Here is a 20073-nt window from a genome sequence, read left to right as displayed (position 1 = left end):
CCGTACGCGACAGCATGGCGTGCCGCCGCCCGGCTGTGGCTGCCGCTCTTGGCCCTCGGGCAGTGGATCATCCGTTGCGGCCGGGGCGCGGGTCGGGCCACGCGGCCCGCAGCTGGGCGGTCTCGGACGGGGAGAGCGGGCGATGGCCAAGAGCGACGTCGTCCTGATCGAAAGCCCACTCCCCGTAGAGCAGGACCGCCATGCCGTGCTCGTCGTCGGTACACACTGCCCAGCACCCGATGTTGCTCTGAATCGACCAGCAGTAGTAGAGCAGGCCGCCCGAAGCGACCTGGCTGGACGTCATCCTGGCCCCACCCGGAGGGAGCAAGCCTTCCAATGAGCCGACAGCCGAGGGCGGGAATCTGTCTGCGGCCTCGACCAGCTTCGTGACCTCCTCCACTCGGACTCGCAACCAGGCGTACCCGCCTCCCCGGGCGATCACGGCACGGGGCGTGCAAGCGATCAGCGCACAGTTCCGCATCAACTCCGGATATTCGTCCAGCCCGTTCAGCGCGGCGAGAGCAGGCTCGAAGAGCGCCCAGAACGGGACTCGGCCATCGGCGAGGAAGGGCCCGTGCACCCTGACCACCCGCTCCTCGCCGGGCAGCGGCAGCGACTCCGCTCTGGGGAACAGCTCACGTGAGTCCAGCGGCAGGCTGCAAGGAGTGCCGTCCGCCCACTCCACACGCGCTGTGCCAGCCAGCGCGGCCCAGCGCGGCGCAGGACTCTCCGACCAGGCGGGTCGGGCGCACCCCGAACACGTCGGGCACGGCACGGAGACGGTGATCGACATCTCGACATGATCGCAGATCACCCAACAAGCCGGAACCGTCTCCACACCCCAGCAGGAATCACAGCCAGTAGCGGCCAACCAGCCGCACCACGCCCCGACCGAGGCCCCAAACCCAGCCTATCCGCGCGGGTTCTTAGCTTGACTCTGTCGGTGATCTTGGGGTTTCCCAGTGCGCGAGCATGATCGGCGGGCATGCTCAGTGCTGTTTCGAAGGCCGATACAGCTGCCGAGTTGTCCGTTGTCGCTCCATCCCCGCTCCGGTGAGCAAGTCCCGCCTCTGACCGCCCAGATCGCACGGGCAAGCAATCCGGCCGGTACGACGGCGATGTGGGTCAGAGACCGGCTGGACGGGTTGTGGTGCGACGAGGACTTCGCCGGCTGGTATCCGCGCGACGGGCGGCCCGGGCTCTCGCCTGCCCAACTGGCCACCGTCTGTGTGCTGCAGTTCCTGCTTGGTCTGTCGGACCGGCAGGCAGCGGAAGCGGTCCGCTGCCGCATCGATTTCAAGTACGCCATGGCCATGGAGCTGGACGATCCCGGCTTCCACCACAGCGTGCTGGCCGACTTCCGCGAGCGCCTCGCGCAGGACGACCGCGCCGACCGACTCTTGGATCTGGTGCTCGCCCGTCTGAAGGAGGCCGGCCTCGTGGGCGAGCGCACCACGCAGCGCACCGACTCCACCCACGTCCTGGCCGCGGTGCGCGACCTGACCCGGCTGGAACTGGTCACCGAGGCGGTCCGTGCCGCGCTTGAAGAAGTGGCCCGCACGGCTGGGCATCTGCTGATCGGCCTGGTCGACGAGGACTGGGGGCGCCGCTATGGCCGCCCGGTCCGCCTGGGCAAGAACCCCACCCGGCCCAAGACCAGGATCCTCGCCGCCGGCAACGACGCCTGCCGACTGCTGGAACGCCTCCACCGGGACGGGTCCGCCTACCGGCCCGGCCCACAAGCCGAGGCCCTACGGCAGATCGTGGTGCAGCACTACTACCGCGACACGGCAGGCCGCCTGCGCTGGCGCACCGCCGACGACGGCGGCCTGCCGCCCTCCTCCTCAGCGGTCGTCTCCCCCTACGACACCACGGCGCGTTACGTCCGTCACGGGCACATCATCAGCTGGAAGGGATTCGCCGCGCATGTCACCGAGACGTGTGCCTCCGACAGCGCCAACGTGATCACGGACGTGGCCACCACCTCGGCCGCCACGAACGACGGCCAGGCCCTGCCCGGTTTCCACAGCCGCCTGGCTCGTCGCGGGCTGCTGCCTGCCGAGCACCTGGTCGACGGCGGCTACACCTCTCTGGTCCACCTGGAACGAGCCGACCGCGAACACCAGACCACTGTCAGCGGGCCACTGCCGGGCAACCCCACCCGCCAGCACCGCAGGAACGAAGGCTTCGACCGGAACGACTTCCACATCGACTTCGACCGCAAGCAGGTCACCTGTCCCCGAGGCCAGGTCAGCCAGGGAAGGCACGGCCCCTACCCGACCTCCTCGCCCACCGCGGCACCCCTGATCGTGGCGCGGTTCACCAAGAGACAGTGCCAGCCGTGTCCGGACCGCCCTCGGTGCACCAGCTCCCGCGACGGCGCCCGGAACGTGGGCTTCCCTCCACGAGAACTCCGCGACCTGCAAGTCCGCGTCCGCACCGAGCAGCAGACACCCGAGTGGAAGGCCCGCTACGCAGTCCACTCCGGCGTGGAGGGCACCATCAACGAGTTCGCCCACGGACACGGCATGCGCCACTGCCGCTACCGAGGACAGCCGAAAACCCACCTGCAACACGTACTCACAGCCATCGCCGTGAACATCGAACGACTCAGCACTCGGTCAGTGACCCAGGAAACCCCTTCACCGAGACCGCCGACCGCCTTCCAGACCTTCCTGGACCAGCAAGGAATTCCCCGATCGAAGTCCTGGCGCACCCTCGGCACCTAACCTCGACCATCCAAGATCACCGACAGAGTCAAGCTTAGTTGCAGCGTGGTGGACCAAGCGCAGCGCAGAAAGCGCAACGTCTGCCGCGCTCCTCGCCGGGCGTATCCAGGCCGACACGGCCATCTCGGCGGTACAGACCCAGAGCCTCCTCCAGCGGGATCAGCAACGGCACATTGCACTCGACAGCGCGTGCATGGAGTTCCTGAGCGTCTCCGACACCCTGGTAGGGGTGGTGAAGCGACTCCCGAACCTCGATCACGATGAACGCCAGGGGCTCGTGGCCAAGCACGCTATCCCGGTGGAAACCCGATACGCCTCACTGGAACTCCTCGCCCCTCCTGATGTCCTTACAGCCGCCGAGTTCCTTCTCTCGCAATGCCGCCTCTTGGAACGCTGCGCGCTCGATCGCGCGGTACTGCGCGCGACGATCAGCGCCCTGGAAGCAGGCTGGTGTCCCGGCGACCCAGAAGATTGCACCGTTGATCGTCATAGCTCGGCTTACGTAGCCTGGGAATTTCTCGTCGAGTGGGCGCGCAAGGACGAGGAGGAAAGAAGGCATGACCGAGATCTTCTGGACTACTGCCTCCGCGGCAGCGCCACCCTCACCGAAATGCAAGTAGCTCAGGCTCTCTCCCTAGTGTCTCGTGATCCTGATCGTGTCAGTTTGAGTTGTTATTGACGAGTTTCTTCATGTTGGTCTGGACGAAGCGGACCTTCGCGAGGATCTCCTCGGCGGATGTGGTCCAGGTGAACGGACTCGCGTGCTCATTCCAGGAGTTGATGTAGTCACGGATCTGCTTGACCAGGACGTTGACGCTGGAGAACGTGCCGCGGCGAATGGACTGCCGAGTAAGGATCCCGAACCAGATTTCGATCTGGTTCAACCACGAGGAACCGACGGGAGTGAAATGGAAGTGGATGTGCGGGTTCTCCTCCAGCCACGCCTTCACCTCCGGCGTGGTGTGGGTGGACAGGTTGTCCAGGACAACGTGGATCTCTTTGCCGGCGTGCGGCTTGGTCGCCTTCTTCAAGAAGGCGAGGAAGTTCGCCCCGTTCCGACTCGGCTTGCACTCGCCGGTCACCTCACCGGTATGGACATTGAGGGCGGCGAACAGATTGGTGGTGCCGTGCCGCACGTAGTCGTGGGTGCGCTTCTCGCTCGCGCCGAAGGCGACCGGCAGCACCGGCTGGGTCCGGTCCAGCGCCTGTATCTGCGTCTTCTCGTCGATGGACAGCACCACCGCGCCGCCGGGCGGGGCCAGGTAGAGGCCGACGACATCGGCGACCTTGTCCGCGAACGCGGGGTCCTTCGAAATCTTGAAGGTGCCGTTCCGGTGCGGCTTGAGATTCTCCTCCCGCCAGACACGGGCAACGTAGTGCCAGGACACCGAGATGCCCTCGCGTCGTTTCATGTGATCGGCCAGCGTCCGGGTGGACCAGTGCGACAGCCCCGAATCCGCCGGCGGGGTCATCTTCGTCAGCGCAATTACGCGGCCCCGCGTCTGCGGCGGCACTTGATCACGCCCGCCCCCGCGGCGTCTCTCCTCCAAGCCGGCCAACCCCCGGGCGGCATAACGGGCCTTGCACCGGTCCACCGCCACCGGCGACACCCCGGCCAACTCGGCAATTTCCTTACGCCGCCGTCCCTCGCCGGACCACAGCACGATCCGCGCACGCAGTGCCAGATCAGCCGTCACGTGACGAGAGTTCGCCAACTCCCGCAGATCAGACATCTGTTCAGAGCAGAGATCCATACCGGGCTCAACGAGTAGAACGACCACAGGTTCCACCAACAGGATCACGAGACACTAGCGGTGGTTTGTTAATCCGGGGAGTAGATATTAAGTGGGTGGCCTGCGCCGACGGCGTTGATCAGGGCTTGGAGTTCGGGTGGCGGGGGTGCGTTGCTCCAGGCTCGCCAGCAGCGTTGGATGGTCGTCCAGGGATCGAGCCAGGCCCGGACGGCGCGGATTGCCTGAGGCCAGCTGGCCGGTTGGGGCTGGTGGGTTCTGCTTGGGCCCCCTCTCAGCCGGTCCCACTGGCGTGGCAGCCGGCGGGACCGTGGGGACAACGGCAGGCTCCCGGTCCGGAGGTTGAGTGAACCAGGTGTCCCAGCAGAACGAGAACGCGCAGGTGACCAGGGTCTGGTGGCGGCGGATGGCGGTATCGGAGCGGACCTGGAAGTCGGCCCAGCCCAGTTCGTCCTTGATCTGCTTGTAGCTCTGCTCGATCCAGTGCCTGATGCCGTAGATCCGGACGACTTCATGCAGGTCGGCGGCCGGTTCGGGGCTGTCGGCCTCGCGGGGGCCGCCGGGGCGGGGCAGGTCGGTGGCCAGATACCAGGTGGTCCGCGCGGGCAGGGTGGCCGGGTCGGTGGTGGCCACGACAAGGCGGGTGTGGCCGTCCGGTCCCCACCAGCCCAGGTGGGCGTCGGCGGCCCACCATGTCTCGGTGTGTCCGTCGCGGAAGGTGCGCTCGACGGCGGTCCAGTCCCCGGGATGCTTGGGGTCCCTCCAGTTCAGGGCGCGGGCGGCGTCAACAGGGGTGTAGGCGTCCTTGCCGTAAGCCCAGGTACCGTGGCTCGGTTTGAGGGCCATCACGAACGGCAGTCCCGCCTTGTCGAGTTCCCTGCGGAAGCCGTCCTGGTCGCCGTAGGCGCAGTCGGCGGCCACCGCCCGGAAGGCCACCCCGGCGCCCTTCGCGCTGCGGGCCAGTTCGGCGGCGATCTGGAGCTTCGTGCGGAAGCCGGGGTCGCTCTTGCCCTTGGGGAAGTGATGGGCGGGGCTGTAGGGCACAGAGTGCAGCGGGTAGTAGAGGTTCTCGTCCGCCCAGCAGGTGGTCACTGTCACGATGCCGTTGTCGGTCTTGCCCAGTCGGCCCAGCCACTGCCGTCCGATGTGCGCGGTCGCCTTGCCGTCCTTGCGGTCCCCGGAGTCGTCGATCACCAGCACCCCGCCCGCGTGCGGCGCGGTCGCGGGGTCCGCCAGCAGCAGTTCCACCCGGCGGGCGTTGACCCGCTCGTGATCCCACGTCGACTCGGACAAGAAGAACTGCAGCCGCTGCACCGAGGGGTGCTGGGCCCCGACGACGGGCTCGGTGCCGGCCAGGCAGGTCAGCGTCTTGTTGCGGTCCCGCGGCAGCAGCAGCCCGGTCAGGTACTCGCGGAACCCACGGCGCTGTGCCAGTGTGGAGAACAGGTCATCGAAGCGTGCGGCGTAAGCTTCCAGCGGGCCCGGTGCGGGCGGACACGGCAGACGACGGGTCATCACAGCCCCCAGGCGACGAGGCGACGTACCTCTGCTACCGGCCTACTACGACCCTGACCCCCCGTCAACAAACCACCGCTAGTCGACCGTTGCCCGGCCATGTGGGAGCAAATGATGGGTGGATGGGTCCGGGACCCGCTCATCGAACGCCTCGAATCCCGCCGTAAGGATTTCGCCACTGCCGCCCGCGCAGCCCGCCTCACAGCACCGCCGGGCCCTCTGCCCAGCGACCTTGAACGGTCGAGTTCTCCGTCTCGCCGCAACTGCGCAGCGTGACGGAGTGAAAGTTACGAACTGCATAAGCCGCGAGTAAGCAGCGCTCTGGAACTGGAGAATCCGAAATGCACGGACAGATTAACCACGTGCAGGCACCCAGTACAGCCCTTCGCGCATCCGCGCCACCTGGGGCGGAACAGGCAGCGTGGAGGACACTTCCAGGGCGTTGGGGTTCTCGCGGGCGAAGGGCTACGACCTGGTTCGTCGCGGAGAGTTCCCGTGCCGCATGCTGCGCATCGGCCGCACAACACGTGTCGTCACAGCATCGTTGCTCCGCGTGCTCGAAAGCGGAGGGCCGGGGTACAACGGTGTCCGCGCCGGACGCTGCACGCCGTCGTAGCCCCGCTGCGCCACGAAGCCCCGCCGGATATCCGTCAGGGCTTCGTCGTCGCACGCACTCTGCCAGAAACCGGCACCATGAGGACGACGCTCGGTGTCCAGGATCTCGATGAACTCCGGCACGTCACGCCGGTGCCTCGAAACCCTTCGAGTGTGTGTGCCCCTCCGCCCGCCGGGCGGTGGGTGCAGGTCTCACACGGTTGCGATGCCCGGGTCACTCACGCCGACCTGACCGTTGTCGACGTGCCCGGCCAGGCGCCGCAGGTATCCGGCGTTGCCATCGACGACGACCGTCAGGTCGTACCAGCGTTTGGTGGCGCGCAGGTCCATGCTCTGCACGACGGTGGCGCCGGCGTGGACCGTGTAGGTTTGATGCTCGCCGCCGTACGCGTTGGTCACGGTGAGGTGCGCGTCGGCGGTCGACGGGTTGGTCAGGGTGAGCTTCAGGTTGCCGGCGTCGTGACGTACCGTCACCTCCGGCTCGGCGGTTTTGTTGTTGCCCTTGAAGGTGCGCAGGAAGCCGTTGGGGCCGTGGACCGTGAGGTCGTAGCTACCGCTGGAGTACACCGAGTTCCAACTGTCGGAAACGGGCTTCCCGGCTGCCGCCGTGTACGTCCACGGGCCGTCGGTGCGCTTCTGGGAGCGCACCTGGAAGGCGGCGCCCGCCCGGTCCCCTGCGCTGAACGTCAGCTTGTACTTGCCGGTCGTGAGGTCTGCGGCCCCGTCGGCGTAGGGAGCGTAGGAGAGCGGGCGGCTCGGCCGCGCCCCGGCCTCTTGCCGGGGCAGGGTGCCCTGGGCGGGTGGCTTCGGTACGTAGCTGTTGTGGCGGTCGCGGTCCGGCGGGGTGTAGCCCGCGGTGTCCGGCAGGTCAGCCGGGTCTGTGATCTTGAGGGAGAAGTCGAAGGCGGATGTGAGGTCACCGCAGATGGCGCGCCGCCATGGTGAGATGTTGGGCTCCTTCACTCCGAACCGGTTCTCCATGAAGCGCAGGATCGAGGTGTGGTCGAAGGTCTCGGAGCAGACGTATCCGCCGGTGGACCATGGCGAGACAACGATCATCGGGACGCGCTGTCCGAGGCCGTAGGGGCCTGCGGCGTATCCGGTACTGCCCTTGTAGTGGTCGAGTGCGGTGTCGACGGTGGACAGGCCTTGGCCGGCGGAGGCCGGCGGGTAGGGCGGCACGACGTGGTCGAAGTAGCCGTCGTTCTCGTCGTATGTGATGAACAGGGCGGTCCTGCTCCATACGTCGGGGTTCGAGGTGAGTGCGTCAAGGACGTGCGAGATGTACCAAGCACCATAGTTTGCTGGCCAGTTGGGGTGTTCGGAGAACGCTTCGGGGGCGGCGATCCAGGAGATCTGCGGCAGTCTTGCGGCCTTGACGTCGGCTTTGAGGATGTCGAAGTATCCGTCTCCTGCCTTGGCGTTCGTGCCGGAGCGGGCCTTTTCGTACAGGGGGTCGCCGGGCTTGGCGTTGCGGTAGTTGTTGAAGTACAGCAGGGAGTTGTCGCCGTAGTTGCCGCGGTATGCGTCGTTGATCCAGCCCCAGCCGCCGGCCGCGTCGAGGCCGTCGCCGATGTCCTGGTACACCTTCCAGGAGATGCCTGCCTTCTCGAGGCGCTCGGCGTATGTCGTCCAGCCGTAGCCTGCTTCCTGGTTGCCGAGGACCGGGCCGCCGCCGGTGCCGTCGTTGCCGACGTGTCCGGAGAGCATGTAGTAGCGGTTCGGGTCGGTCGCACCGATGAACGAGCAGTGGTAGTCGTCGCAGATGGTGAATTTGTCGGCGAGGGCGTAGTGGAACGGGATGTCGTCCCGTGTCAGGTACGCCATGGTGCCGGTGCCTTTGGCGGGGATCCAGTTGTCGTACTTGCCGTTGTTGAACGCGCTGTGGCCGCCGGCCCAGTCGTGGTCGAGGCCTGCGATGAACTGCATGCCCAGGTCGTCGGCGTCCGGGTGGTAGGGCAGGGTTTCCTTGCCGCCACTTGTCTGGTGCCATACCGGTCTGCCGCTGGGCAGTGTCACCGGGCGGGGGTCACCGAAGCCCCGGACACCCTTCAGCGACCCGAAGTAATGGTCGAAGGAACGGTTCTCCTGCATGAGGACGACGATGTGCTCGATGTCCAGGACGGTTCCGCTGCGGCGCGCCGCGGGGATGGCTGCGGCGCGGTCAATGGAGCCGGACAGGGCGGCGAACCCCGTGGTGGCTCCGGCGATTTGAAGGAAGCGACGCCGATTGATTTCGGTCATGGCTGTGGGGATCCTCCTGTTGCTTCGGTGATGTCCGTCCACGGAGAGGGGCAGACGGAGTATTCAAGAGGACCCAGACTTGAGGAAAGTGGGCCGAGGTGACGGTCGAGCAAAATGTGGGCGGCTGGTGTGCGGGCCGTCAGCGCGTCGTGGGGGGAGGGATTCCGGAGCCGTTCGGCCGCCGGGGCCAAGGCGCTGATCAAATGTTCGGGACCGTTCATGGGCTGGATGCTGCTCGTCGCTCCGGCGGTCGGCGCTCTGAAGATCGTGCCGCAGCCATGGAACGTGGAGGCCGTCCCGTTCACGTTCGGAGCGCGGGAGGCACCCCAATGTCACCCCCCACCGACATCGGCCGGCACCCGCTTGCGCGAGGTGCCATCGCGTGAGTTCCCCGGCCCCGAAGACAGGCCGTCCCGAGAGGGCTTTCTTCAGCCGGCCGTTGACGGGATATCAAATAGGTCATCTGTCCCGGACTCTTGACTCGTTGTCAGGTCCGCGCCATCCTCGACGGGACCTAAGCGCGAGTAAGTTGGCGCGCGCCCATCCCGGACAACGAAGGTAGCCCGGATGACCCTCCTGCGCAGACGTGGACTGTTTGCCGTTGTCGTCACCCTCCTGCTGGCTCTCGGTGTGGGCTCCCCGCCCGCCGTCGGAGCCGACACCCCCTGGTGGGAGCCCACGGCGCGGCCCGCCGCCGATTCACAGATCAACGTCACCGGCGAACCCTTCCGCGGCACGGACAGTCAGGGCCGGGTCCGTGGCTTCGTCGACGCGCACAATCACGTGATGTCCAACGAGGGCTTCGGCGGCCGCATCATCTGCGGCAAGCCGTTCTCCGAAGCGGGCATCGCCGACGCCCTCGCGGACTGCCCCGAGCACTATCCCGACGGCGCGCTCGCCCTCTTCGAGAACGTCACCGGTGGTTCGGACGGCCACCACGACCCGGTGGGCTGGCCGACGTTCAAGTCCTGGCCCGCCCACAACTCCCTGAGCCATCAGCAGAATTACTACGCGTGGCTGGAGCGCACCTGGCGCGGCGGCCAGCGGATCCTGGTCAACGACCTGGTCACCAACGGCCTGTTGTGCTCGATCTACGTCAGGGACCGCGGCTGCAACGAAATGGACGCCATCCGTCTCGAAGCCCGCAAGACCTACGAGATGCAGGACTACATCGACAAGATCTACGGCGGAACGGGTAAGGGCTTCTTCCGTATCGTCACCGACTCCACCCAGGCCCGCCAGGTCGTCGCGGAGGGCAAGCTCGCCGTGGTGCTCGGCGTCGAGACCTCGGAGCCCTTCGGCTGCAAGCAGATCCTCGACGTCCCCCAGTGCAGCCAGGCCGACATCGACAGCGGTCTGGACGAGCTGTACAAGCTCGGTGTGCGCAGCATGTTCCTGTGCCACAAGTTCGACAACGCCTTGTGCGGGGTGCGGATGGACTCCGGCACCATCGGAACGGCCGTGAACATCGGCCAGTTCCTCTCCACCGGCACCTTCTGGAGTATGGAGAAGTGCAGCGGTCCGCAGCACGACAACCCCGCCGGTAACGTGGCCGCCCCGGCCGAGGTGACCAAGCTGCTGCCCGCCGGCACCAAGGTGCCCGCATACGACAGCAGCGCGCAGTGCAACACCCGTGGGCTGACCCGCCTCGGCGAGTACGCCGTCAAGGGGCTGATGAAGCGCAACATGATGTTCGAGGCCGACCACATGAGCGTCAAGGCGGCCGGCCGCGCCCTGGACCTGCTGGAGTCGGCGAACTACCCCGGCGTGCTCTCCAGCCACAGCTGGATGGACGACGGCTGGCTGGAGCGCGTCTACCGCCTCGGCGGCTTCAAGGCCTCGTACATGTCCAGCGCCGACAGCTTCGCCAAGGAATCCGCCGCCACCAGGGCGCTGCGCCAGAAGTACGGCGTCGGAGTCGGCTACGGCACCGACATGAACGGCGTCGGCGGCTGGCCGGGACCGGTCGGACCCAGCGCCCCCAACGCGGTCAAGTATCCCTTCCGCAGCGCCGACGGCGGCTCCGTCATCGACCGTCAGCAAACCGGCCAGCGCACCTGGGACTTCAACACCGACGGTGCGGCCCATGTCGGGATGGTGCCCGACTGGATCGAGCAGATCCGGCTCAGCGGCGGCAAGGACACCGTGCAGGACCTGCTCGACGGCGCGGAGTCCTACCTCCGCACCTGGAAGGCGACCGAACTCCACAAGCCCGCACCCAACCTCGCCGCCGGCGCCGCGGCGAGCGCTGGTGAAACGGAGTGGAACCCGTTCACCAGCTACGCCGCCGAGAAGGCCGTGGACGGCGACACCGGCACGAGATGGGCGAGCGGCTGGTCGAACGACCAGTGGCTGCGGCTCGATCTGGGCAGCTCCCGTACGGTCGGCAAGGTCTCCCTGGACTGGGAACAGGCCTATGCGCGGACCTACCGGATCGAGGTCTCGGACGACGGGACCACGTGGCGGACCGTGTGGTCCACGGACAGCGGGGACGGAGGCCTGGACAACACGGTGTTCAGCCCGGTGCAGGCGCGGTACGTCCGTATCCAAGGCGTGACGCGGGCTACCAAGTACGGCTACTCGATCAACGAGGCAGCGGTGTACAGCCGCTGAGCTACTCCCGCACCAACGTCAGGATCTGGTCCGCGACGATGTCCAGCACGTCGCCCGCCTTCTCCTCGTCGCCCAGCACGAGGAAGTTGAGGGTGAGCCCGTCGGTCAGCGCGGCCAGATACCTGGCGGCCGCGGGCTCGGGCACCGTCAGCTCCACGCCGAGGACCGAGGGGAGCTGACGGATCACTTTGGTGTGTGCCGTGAGATAGCGCTCGTACTGCCGCCGGGCGAGATGCTCATAGCCGGGCTCCCGCAGGGCGTACTGGGTGAGTTCGTACGTCAGCATGTGCTCGCCGGGATTGGCCAGCACATGATCCCAGTACGCCTGGAGCCCGGCGCGGATCGTCTCGCGCAGGGTGGGCCTGCGGATGAGCGTGGTGAGGACATCCGACTCGGAGTGCTCGGAGATGGTGTCCATCACCGCTTCGAGCAACTCCTGCTTGGAGTCGAAGCAGTAGTGGAAAACGCTCAGCGAGACACCCGCCTCCGCCACGACGGACCGCGTCGTGGTCTTCGCGACGCCGTCGCGGGCCATCACCCGGATCGCGGCCTCGACCAGTTGCCTGCGCCGCTGCGCCGACGGCATCCGCCCCATGGCGCCTCCTCCCCTGACCGGCGCAAGCATACGCCGCGGGGGGCGCGCGGCAGCGGGCTGCGAGGCCATGCGGCCCCACAGGTCATCGAACACCCAACAGATCCTGCCGGTGCATCACGCAACCGCCAGGAATCACAACGAACTTCATTCCGAAGCGATCAGTCAGCAGCGGATCAGGGACCGGGGCCAACAGGCGGTCAGGGACAGAGCTGCTACGGCGCCGAACCGGCCCCGTCCGGCATCATGGTCGTGCGTCTCACCGAGGTGCTTCGGTCGCAGTGCTGGCGAAAGGCAGGGGCAGGCGGATGAGGGTCACCATCGTGGGCGGGGGCATCGCCGGGCTGACCTGCGCCCTGGGCCTGCATGCCGCCGGTTTCGAGCCGCGGGTGATGGAGGCGGCGCGGACCATCGAGGCCGTCGGGGTGGGGATCAACCTGCTGCCGCATGCCGTACGGGAGCTCGCCGAGCTCGGTCTGGCCGATGAACTGGCGGCCGTCGCGCTGCCTCCGCATCGGCTGAGTTACCGCGACCGGGCGGGCGAACCGGTGTGGGAGGAGCCACTCGGACTCGCGGCCGGCTACCACTGGCCGCAGTACTCCGTGCACCGTGGCCGCCTGCACGTGATGCTATTGGCGGCGATGCGTGAGCGCCTGGGGCCGGACGCTGTCCGCACCGGTCTGAAGTTCCAGCGCCTCGATCAGGCGGCGGGCGGCGTCCGGGCACACTTTCTGGACCGGTCGAGCGGCGAGTCGACGGTTGAGGACGCCGACTTGCTGGTCGGCTCCGACGGCATCGACTCCGCGGTCCGTGCCCAGCTCCACCCGCACGAGACTCCTTCCCACTGGAACGGCGTCCACATGTGGCGCGGTGTCGCACGGTACCGGCACATCTTCGACGGCCGTTCGATCGTGGTCGCCGGGGGCACCCCCGGTGCGAAATTTGTCGCCTACCCGATCGAGGACCCGGCGACCGAGGGCGGCGAAGCCCTGATGAACTGGGTGCTGGAGGTACGGCACGGGCCGTCCGGCAGACCGCTGGACCGCTCGAACCGTCGCATCACGACGGCGGAGGCCCGCGCCGGCCTGGCGGACTGGAGCCTGCCGTGGATCGACCTGACGACGCTGGTCGAGCGTTCCCCGGCGATCTTCGAGTACCCGATGCTCGACCGCGACCCACTGCCGCGCTGGAGCTTCGGACGGGTCACCCTGCTCGGTGACGCCGCACACCCGATGTTCCCGATGGGCATGAACGGCGGATCGCAGTCCATCATCGACGCCCGCGTACTGGCCTGGTGCCTGGCCCGGGAGCGTGACCCCGTAGCCGCGCTCCGCCGCTACGACGAGCTGCGCCGGCCGATGGTCAACGCGGTCGTGCTGGGCAATCGGGATCTGGGACCGGAGGAGATCATCGCTCGAGCCGCGGAGCATGGGGGGCCGCTGCCCGTCGGCCGGGCCGAGGAGATCTCGAACCGTTACAAGAAGCTGGCTCAGGCCACAGTGGCGCAGGTCAACACCCACGCGTCGTGGACAGTGTTGCCCCACGCCGCAGATCCGGCACCATGACCGCCGTAGCCCTTCGACACGCGTACGCAGGCAGCCCGCCGGGTCTGTCGTTTGACGTCCGAGCGCCCCGATTCCGAGTCGATCTGCGAATGTGAGCCCTGGAGCGAAACCGCGGACGTCGACGCTCCACCGCCAACCATGCACGAGCTCGTTACTGAGGTTGAACTCGTAGTGTCGTGCCGTTGTTCAGGTGGGTCTGACAGTCAGGCCGGTCTCGGCGAGGCAGCCGTCGATGAGGTCGCTGCGGTACTGGATGTGTCGTAGGCCGCGGCGGATGCGCTGGATGAGGTGTTCGGGGGTGCTGAAGGCGACGTTCGAGAGCCAGCCGCGTCGGGCCGGATCGGGGGACGCGGATCTTCTCCAGCACGGCGATGAACTTGGTGCAGTCCGCCCGCTGACCTGGACTGACAACGAGGGACAGGGGGCGGCAACGGCCATCCGCACTCAGGTGGATCTTGCTGGTGAACCCGCCCCGCGAACGGCCCAGGCCCTCACCTCCAGCACCACCTCCACCAGGCGGGCGACCAGGCTCTGCCACGGCGTCTCGCCCTGGTGTTCCCGCTCTTCGACCCCCTTTGAGGCGGGTGCCGGCGGCAGATCGGTGCGGGCGCCAGCCGCATGCTGATGCGCACGGACGATGGTGAGTCGACCGAGATGTCCCAGTTGATCTCACCAACCGCGTCGGCCTCGGCCTGGACCTGCTGGAGCAGACGTTCCCAAGTTCCGTCGCCCGACCACAGGCGATGGCGCTCGTAGACGGTCTTCCACGGTCCGAACCGCTCGGGCAAGTCACGCCACTGCACCCCAGTCCGTACCCAGTGCAGAATCCCGTTGATCACCTGCCGGTGATCCCGGACCGAGCAACAGCCGTGGGAGGTCGGCGAGGACCTCACGCTGGGTGTCGTCAAGCGGTCCGAGGCGCTCCTGGTGTGAGGGGGCGGCTGGAGGAACGGTGGCTGTGGACGGTGCTGCCAGCGGGATGCTGCTTGCCTCGCCGGGCCCGCGCACGTCCCGGTCGGCCGATCGGCCGAAAGGATGAGGCGGCCGTCGCCTCCCGCGCGGGAACCAGCCATCGGGTGGATGCCCCGTCCACGGTCCGTGGCCGAGGGTGGGGCCATGGACGACGAAACACTGTTGGCTCTCTCGGCCACCGGCTCCGGCACTGTCGGGCGCCCGCGCCACCGGCGCTGCCGCCTTGTGCCCGTGAGCGCGGGTGCACTGGGAACCGCTCTCCTCACGGTCGTGACCGGGACGTTCCCGGCACAACCGGCGCACGCCGCGCCTCCCGGACCGGTGATCCGAGCGGATACGAACCGGGACGGCCTGATCACTCAGGACGACGAAGCCGGTAAGGACACCCGGCACCACCGCCACCGTTGCTGCCGACCCGGCCTCCCGGAAGCATGTCCGGATCTTCGCCGAGCGCCGTGGCCGTATGGTTCCGCTGAGGCCCGACGACCGGCTGACCACCGACGAACTGCGCCACGGCATCCGGCTGGGCGTGGAGGCCAAGGATTTCGTACGCGACCCCCAGAAGTGGGCGGGTTTCACCGACATCGTTCTCAAGGTGGAACGCGGTGGCGCCATGACCGAGGACCGGGTACGACTACGGGTCGCGCCACTCGTGTTCCAGCACGACCTGATGCCGATACAGCACATGATGACGGCCGATCACAGCACTGAGCCGGCCGAGGTGGAGCGCGGCAAGCACTACGATCCCGCCGTGCAGCCACGGCCCGTGCGACCGGGGGAAGCCGCGTTCCGCCGCGATCTGCGACGCGGTCTCGACCGGGCCGGGCTGCCCGCCCCGCTGTACAACTACCCCACCGGCGGCGATGTCTGGATGCAGGACCTGTTCAAGGCCGCCTACGCGTCCATCCCCGCGCCGGGCGGCCGTGAACACCGCGTCACCGTCATCCTGCGGTCCGCGGACGTGATGCCCGGCACGGCCACACCCGCTTTCCCGCTCAGGGACGCCTCGCGGAGCGTGTTCCCGCTGCTCCGCGGTGCCGGCACGGGTGTGATTCAGCAGTACGATCCCCAGCGCGTCGGCAGCGACGACAGCCTGTACTACGGTTCGTTCAGCTCCACCGGGAACTTCGGCACCGTCCCGCCGTACACCTGGCGAGGCCACCGCTACCCGGTGGGCCGGGTCATCTACGGCGGTACGGGAGGCAAAGAATCCCCGGACGCCTCCTTCACCCGGATGCTCGCCGCGCAGGGCTACCAGCGGCCGATATCGGTGGACACCAGCTGGCTGGGGGTCGGTCACATCGACGAGTTCCTGTCCTTCGTCCCGGCCAGGAACGACCGGGGCTGGGTGGCCGTTGTCGCCGACCCCGACTTGGGACGGAAACTGCTGGAAGATCTCGTGGAGCGCGGTCGGGGCGGGGAGTCGCTGGTCCGCGGAATCGCTCCGGAGGACACCGAGGATCCCCGTCTCACGGTCGCCGACGCGTTGCGCAAGCCCGCACTGACCCGGGGCACGGAGATCGCCCGCAAGGGCATCGACTCCGCTCTGCGTACCCTTCGCGAGCAAGCGGGGCTGACGGAACGCCATGTCGTCCGTGTTCCCGCTCTCTTCAACCGGCTCGACGTGCCCGCCGGGTATCCGCGCCGGGACGTGGTTGCCAACTACCTGCCCGGCGCGGCCAACGGCGTGAGCACCGGCACCGGGGTCTACCTGGCGCCACGCCAGCACGCCCCGGAAAGGGACGGCCGGGACGTCTTCGAGCGGGCGGCCGAGAAGGCCCTGAGCGGCACGGGCACCCGGATCTTCTGGGTGGAGGACTGGGCCTACTCGCACCACCTCGGCACCGTCGGCGGGGAAGTGCACTGCGCGACCAACGCTCTGCGAAGCCTGTCCGGGACCCGGCCGTGGTGGACCGAGCGGGACTGTTCCCGGTCCCGGGGCGCCATCCGCGCGAACCACCGCGTCTCATAGGGTCGATGCTCATGAGCGATCGACACCTGCCCGTCCTGCGTGTCCTCGGCGGGCTTCTGTTCCTGGGCCTGTCCACCGCCGCGTGGGCGACCGCGTCCACCGCGGGTGTCGCGATCGTCGCCGTGGGTCTGGTGACGGCCGGTACGGCAGTGGCGACGGCGGCCCGCCTGCCGCTGCCTCCTGCAGCCCGGCGGCCGTGGCTTGCCGCCGCTGCCTCCTTGGTGTTGACGGCCTGCTTCCAGGGGCCGGTTGTCAATGCCACGGGCTGGTGGTGGGCCGTGGAGACGTGCGCGCTGCTCGCTCTTCTGGTGCCGACGGTGCGCCGGATGAACGGGCGGGCCGGGGCGATCGCATGCGCCATGGTGCTCGGCGCGGCGGTCGCGGTGCTGCCGCTGCGGATCGGCCTGCATCTGACGCCGCCTGCGGCAGCGGGGGAGATCGGCGTGCTGTGCCTGTTCTGGTCCCTGCTGGCGGCGGGCGCCGCGGCGCTGGGCGGGTATATGCGCGGCCAGGACTCCAGGAGGCGCCGGGCGCTCGCGGACCAGCGTCGTGAGCAGCTTCTCGAAGTGGCCCGTGATCTGCACGACTTCGCTTCGCACGATGTCATCGGGGTGGTGGTCCTTGTCCAAGCCGCTCGGCTCCTGGCGCGCGAGGACCCCGAGCGGGCCGTGGAATTGCTGCCGCGGATGGAGGAGGCGGGTATGCAGGCGCTGGCCGCGATGGACCGCACGGTCCGGACGCTCAACGCACAGGAGGACCGGGACCGTGAAGGGGATGCTGCCGGTTCGGGCGACGCCGCCGAGCCGTCCGGACGGCCGCCCCGCGCGCAGTGCGCCGCGCGCACCCGCGACCGTCAGCGCGACCTCGGCGAACTGCCCGTCCTGGCAGCCCGGTTCACCCGCACCGGCACCGTTCCGGCCCTGCTCGATGTGCCCGCCGGTGTGCTGGAAGGGTTACCCGTGCAGGTCAGCGCGACCGGATACCGCATCGTGATGGAATCCCTCACCAACGTGCGCCGCCACGCTCCCGCTGCCGTCACCGTCCGCATCGCCGCCCGGCGGGTTCCGTACGGCGGCGGTACGGCCCTTCATCTCACTGTCACCGATGCCGCTGAGGCCGGGGCCCGGGCCGCCGAGCGGACCTCTCCGCTCCCGGAGCGCTCGCGGGGCGGTCTCGGACTGGCGGGCCTCACCGACCGCGCCGAGGCTCTCGGCGGCACGCTGACTGCGGGGCCGCACGGGATCGCAGGCTGGCAGGTCGCGGCCACGCTCCCGCTGCCCGACAGCGCGGCACCGACCAGCGGCCGGCACGAACGTACGGCCGCCGCCCGGCACACGGCACCCGAGGGGACCGTCGTATGAGCGGCAACGGCACCATCCGGATTCTGCTGGCGGACGATCAGAAGACCATCCGCGCCGGTTTCCGCCTCGTCCTGGACGCCCAACCCGACATGACCGTGATCGGCGAGGCGGCAGACGGTGTCACCGCGCTGGGCGCCGCCCTGAGGCTCCGCCCCGACGTGCTCCTCGCGGACATCCGGATGCCAGGTCTCGACGGCCTGGAACTGACTCGGCGGCTCGCCGGACCCGGCGCGGACCCGCCGCTACGGGTCGTCGTGTCACCACCTTCGACCTCGACGCGTACGTACACACCGCGCTCCGCGCCGGAGCCTCGGGTTTCCTGCTGAAACGCTCCGGACCGACGCTGCTGGTCGAAGCGGTACGTGCGGCGATGTCCGGCGACGCCCTCATCAGCCCGCAGATCACCGCGCGCATGCTGCACCAGCTCGTCCCACCGGTGCTCGGGGAGGGGAAGCCGTCCCCCGAGCCGCTGACGCCGCGCGAGGAGGAGGTCGCGGCGCTGGTGGCTGGGGGGCTGTCCAACACCGACATCGGCGAGGAGCTGTTCATCTCGCTCGCCACCGTCAAGTCCCATGTGGCCAGCCTCCAGCGCAAGTTGGACGTCCGTAACCGGGTCGGCATCGCCGCCTGGGCCTGGGAGTCCGGTCTGGCACCCACCGATCAGGTCCGCTAGCGGTGGTTTGTTAGACGGGGGAGTAGAGATCGAGTGGGTGGCCTGCGCCTACGGCGTTGATCAGGGCTTGAAGTTCGGGTGGCAGGGGTGCGTTGCTCCAGGCTCGCCAGCAGTGTTGGAGGGTGGTCCAGGGGTCGAGCCAGGCCCGGACGGCGCGAATCGCCTGCGGCCAGCTTGCCGGTTGGGGCTGGTGGGGTCTGCTGGGGCCCCCTCTCAGCCGGTTCGGCCGGTGTGGCAGCCGGCAGGGCCGCTGGGACGACGACGGGCTCCGGGTCCGGAGGCTGAGTGAACCAGGTGTCCCAGCAGAACGAGAACGCGCAGGTGACCAGGGTCTGGTGGCGGCGGATGGCGGTATCGGAACGGACTTGGAAGTCGGCCCACCCGAGTTCGTCCTTGACCTGTTTGTAGCTTTGCTCGATCCAGTGTCGGATGCCGTAGATCCGGACGGTTTCGTGCAGGTCGGCGGCCGGTTCGGGGTTGTCGGCCTCGCGGGGTCCGCCGGGGCGGGGCAGGTCGGTGGCCAGGTGCCAGGTGGCTTGCGGGGGCAGCGTGGCCGGGTCGGTGGTGGCCACGACCAGGCGGACGTTCCCGTCGGGTCCCCACCAGCCGAGGCGGGCGTCGGCGGCCCACCAGGTCTCGGTGTGCCCGTCACGGAAGGTTCGCTCGACGGCGGTCCAGTCACCCGGGTGCTCGGGGTCCGTCCAGGTCAAGGCGTGGGCGGCATCGACGGGAGTGTAGGCGTCCTGCCGTAGGCCCAGGTGTCGTGGCTCGGTTTGAGAGCCATGACGAACGGCAGTCCTGCCGCGGCGAGTTGTCTGCGGAAGCCGTCCTGGTCGCCGTAGGCGCAGTCGGCGACCACGGCCCGGAAGGCTACCCCGGTAGCCTTCGCGGCGCGGGCCAGCTCTGCGGCGATCTGCAGCTTGGTGCGGAAGCCGGGGTTGCTCTTGCCCTTGGGGAAGTGACGGGCTGGGCTGTAGGGCACGGCGTGCAGCGGGTAGTAGAGGTTCTCATCGGCCCAGCAGGTGGTCACGGTGACGATGCCGTTGTCGGTCTTGCCCAGCCGGCCCAGCCACTGCCGTCCGATGTGCGCGGTCGCCTTCCCGTCCTTACGGTCCCCGGAGTCGTCGATCACCAGCACCCGGCCCGGGTGCGGCGCGGTCGCGGGATCGGCCAGCAGCAGTTCCACCCTGCGGGTGTTGACCCGCTCGTGGTCCCAGGTCGACTCGGACAGGAAGAACTGCAGCCGCTGCACCGAGGGGTGCTGGGCCCCGACGACGGGTTCGGTGCCGGCCAGGCAGGTCAGCGTCTTGTTGCGGTCCCGCGGCAGCAGCAGCCCCGCGAGGTACTCGCGGAACGCACGGCGCTGTGCAAGTGTGGAGAACAGGTCATCGAGGCGTGCGGCGTAGGCTTCCAGCGGGCCCGGTGCGGGCGGGCACGGCAGACGACGGGTCATCACAAGCCCCCCTCGGCC

Annotated in this window: 12 protein-coding genes and 4 pseudogenes; 8 read left to right on the top strand and 8 right to left on the bottom strand. The window is 68.5% G+C overall.

Annotated features, from left to right (window positions below; genetic code table 11):
• Positions 1–67: 67 nt before the first annotated feature.
• Positions 68–793, bottom strand: coding sequence for a hypothetical protein (locus NRF20_RS02245; RefSeq protein WP_413751890.1), 726 nt, complete (start codon positions 791–793; stop codon positions 68–70).
• 325 nt (positions 794–1118) lie between these two features.
• On the opposite strand from NRF20_RS02245, the gene NRF20_RS02240 reads away from it, so the two are divergent.
• Together NRF20_RS02240 and NRF20_RS02235 are read left to right on the top strand one after the other, a co-directional pair.
• The gene (locus tag NRF20_RS02240) at positions 1119–2729 is read left to right on the top strand and encodes an IS1182 family transposase (RefSeq protein WP_413751889.1); all 1611 of its coding nucleotides are present in this window, start codon (positions 1119–1121) and stop codon (positions 2727–2729) included.
• A 193-nt stretch (positions 2730–2922) separates the two neighbouring features.
• Positions 2923–3408 (top strand): hypothetical protein, encoded by a 486-nt coding sequence (locus tag NRF20_RS02235; protein ID WP_413751888.1) that lies wholly within the window; start codon positions 2923–2925, stop codon positions 3406–3408.
• On the opposite strand, the gene NRF20_RS02230 is transcribed toward NRF20_RS02235, so the two are convergent.
• Positions 3389–4426 (bottom strand): IS630 family transposase, encoded by a 1038-nt coding sequence (locus NRF20_RS02230; protein WP_413751887.1) that lies wholly within the window; start codon positions 4424–4426, stop codon positions 3389–3391. The two genes, NRF20_RS02235 and NRF20_RS02230, sit on opposite strands and share 20 nt — an antisense overlap.
• 144 nt (positions 4427–4570) lie before the next feature.
• Positions 4571–5995 (bottom strand): IS701 family transposase, encoded by a 1425-nt coding sequence (locus NRF20_RS02225; RefSeq protein ID WP_398634940.1) that lies wholly within the window; start codon positions 5993–5995, stop codon positions 4571–4573.
• Positions 5996–6416: 421 nt separating this feature from the next.
• On the opposite strand from NRF20_RS02225, the gene NRF20_RS02220 reads away from it, so the two are divergent.
• A complete protein-coding gene (locus tag NRF20_RS02220) occupies positions 6417–6611 on the top strand; it encodes a hypothetical protein (protein WP_398634941.1) in 195 nt (64 codons plus the stop codon).
• Between the two features lie 191 nt (positions 6612–6802).
• Here NRF20_RS02220 and NRF20_RS02215 read toward each other — a convergent pair whose 3' ends face one another.
• Positions 6803–8854: a phosphocholine-specific phospholipase C gene (locus tag NRF20_RS02215; RefSeq protein ID WP_413751886.1), complete on the bottom strand. Its 2052-nt coding sequence runs from the start codon at positions 8852–8854 to the stop codon at positions 6803–6805.
• Positions 8855–9421: 567 nt separating this feature from the next.
• Between NRF20_RS02215 and NRF20_RS02210 the strand changes: the two genes are divergently transcribed.
• On the top strand, positions 9422–11467 hold the full coding sequence (locus NRF20_RS02210) for a discoidin domain-containing protein (RefSeq protein WP_413751885.1): 2046 nt from the start codon (positions 9422–9424) through the stop codon (positions 11465–11467).
• Between the two features lies 1 nt (position 11468).
• On the opposite strand, the gene NRF20_RS02205 is transcribed toward NRF20_RS02210, so the two are convergent.
• The gene (locus NRF20_RS02205) at positions 11469–12062 is read right to left on the bottom strand and encodes a TetR/AcrR family transcriptional regulator (protein WP_376294315.1); all 594 of its coding nucleotides are present in this window, start codon (positions 12060–12062) and stop codon (positions 11469–11471) included.
• Positions 12063–12367: 305 nt separating this feature from the next.
• Between NRF20_RS02205 and NRF20_RS02200 the strand changes: the two genes are divergently transcribed.
• Positions 12368–13624, top strand: a complete 1257-nt coding sequence (locus tag NRF20_RS02200; protein WP_398634944.1) for an FAD-dependent monooxygenase — start codon at positions 12368–12370, stop codon at positions 13622–13624.
• A gap of 186 nt (positions 13625–13810) precedes the next feature.
• Here NRF20_RS02200 and NRF20_RS02195 read toward each other — a convergent pair.
• Together NRF20_RS02195 and NRF20_RS02190 are read right to left on the bottom strand one after the other, a co-directional pair.
• Positions 13811–13957 (bottom strand): annotated as a pseudogene (locus NRF20_RS02195) (IS630 family transposase); the annotation flags it as partial.
• Positions 13950–14481 (bottom strand): annotated as a pseudogene (locus tag NRF20_RS02190) (IS5 family transposase); the annotation flags it as partial. The pseudogenes NRF20_RS02190 and NRF20_RS02195, both read right to left, overlap by 8 nt.
• Positions 14482–15059: 578 nt before the next feature.
• Here NRF20_RS02190 and NRF20_RS02185 point away from each other — a divergent pair.
• The 3 genes and pseudogenes from NRF20_RS02185 to NRF20_RS02175 all read left to right on the top strand — a co-directional run bounded on the left by NRF20_RS02185 (position 15060) and on the right by NRF20_RS02175 (position 18602).
• Positions 15060–16568: a protein-arginine deiminase family protein gene (locus NRF20_RS02185; RefSeq protein ID WP_413751884.1), complete on the top strand. Its 1509-nt coding sequence runs from the start codon at positions 15060–15062 to the stop codon at positions 16566–16568.
• Between the two features lie 11 nt (positions 16569–16579).
• Positions 16580–17929, top strand: coding sequence for a sensor histidine kinase (locus NRF20_RS02180; RefSeq protein WP_413751883.1), 1350 nt, complete (start codon positions 16580–16582; stop codon positions 17927–17929).
• Positions 17926–18602, top strand: a pseudogene (locus NRF20_RS02175) (response regulator). Before NRF20_RS02180 ends, NRF20_RS02175 begins: the two are co-directional and overlap by 4 nt.
• Here NRF20_RS02175 and NRF20_RS02170 read toward each other — a convergent pair.
• Positions 18599–20055 (bottom strand): annotated as a pseudogene (locus NRF20_RS02170) (IS701 family transposase). The pseudogenes NRF20_RS02175 and NRF20_RS02170 overlap by 4 nt on opposite strands.
• Between the last annotated feature and the right edge of the window lie 18 nt (positions 20056–20073).

Origin of the sequence: Streptomyces sp. R-74717 (assembly GCF_047305335.1) — a bacterium.
Lineage (GTDB): Bacteria > Actinomycetota > Actinomycetes > Streptomycetales > Streptomycetaceae > Streptomyces > Streptomyces atratus.
The sequence above is the reverse complement of the archived record's forward strand: the minus strand, read 5'-3'. Positions and strand labels throughout refer to the sequence as shown.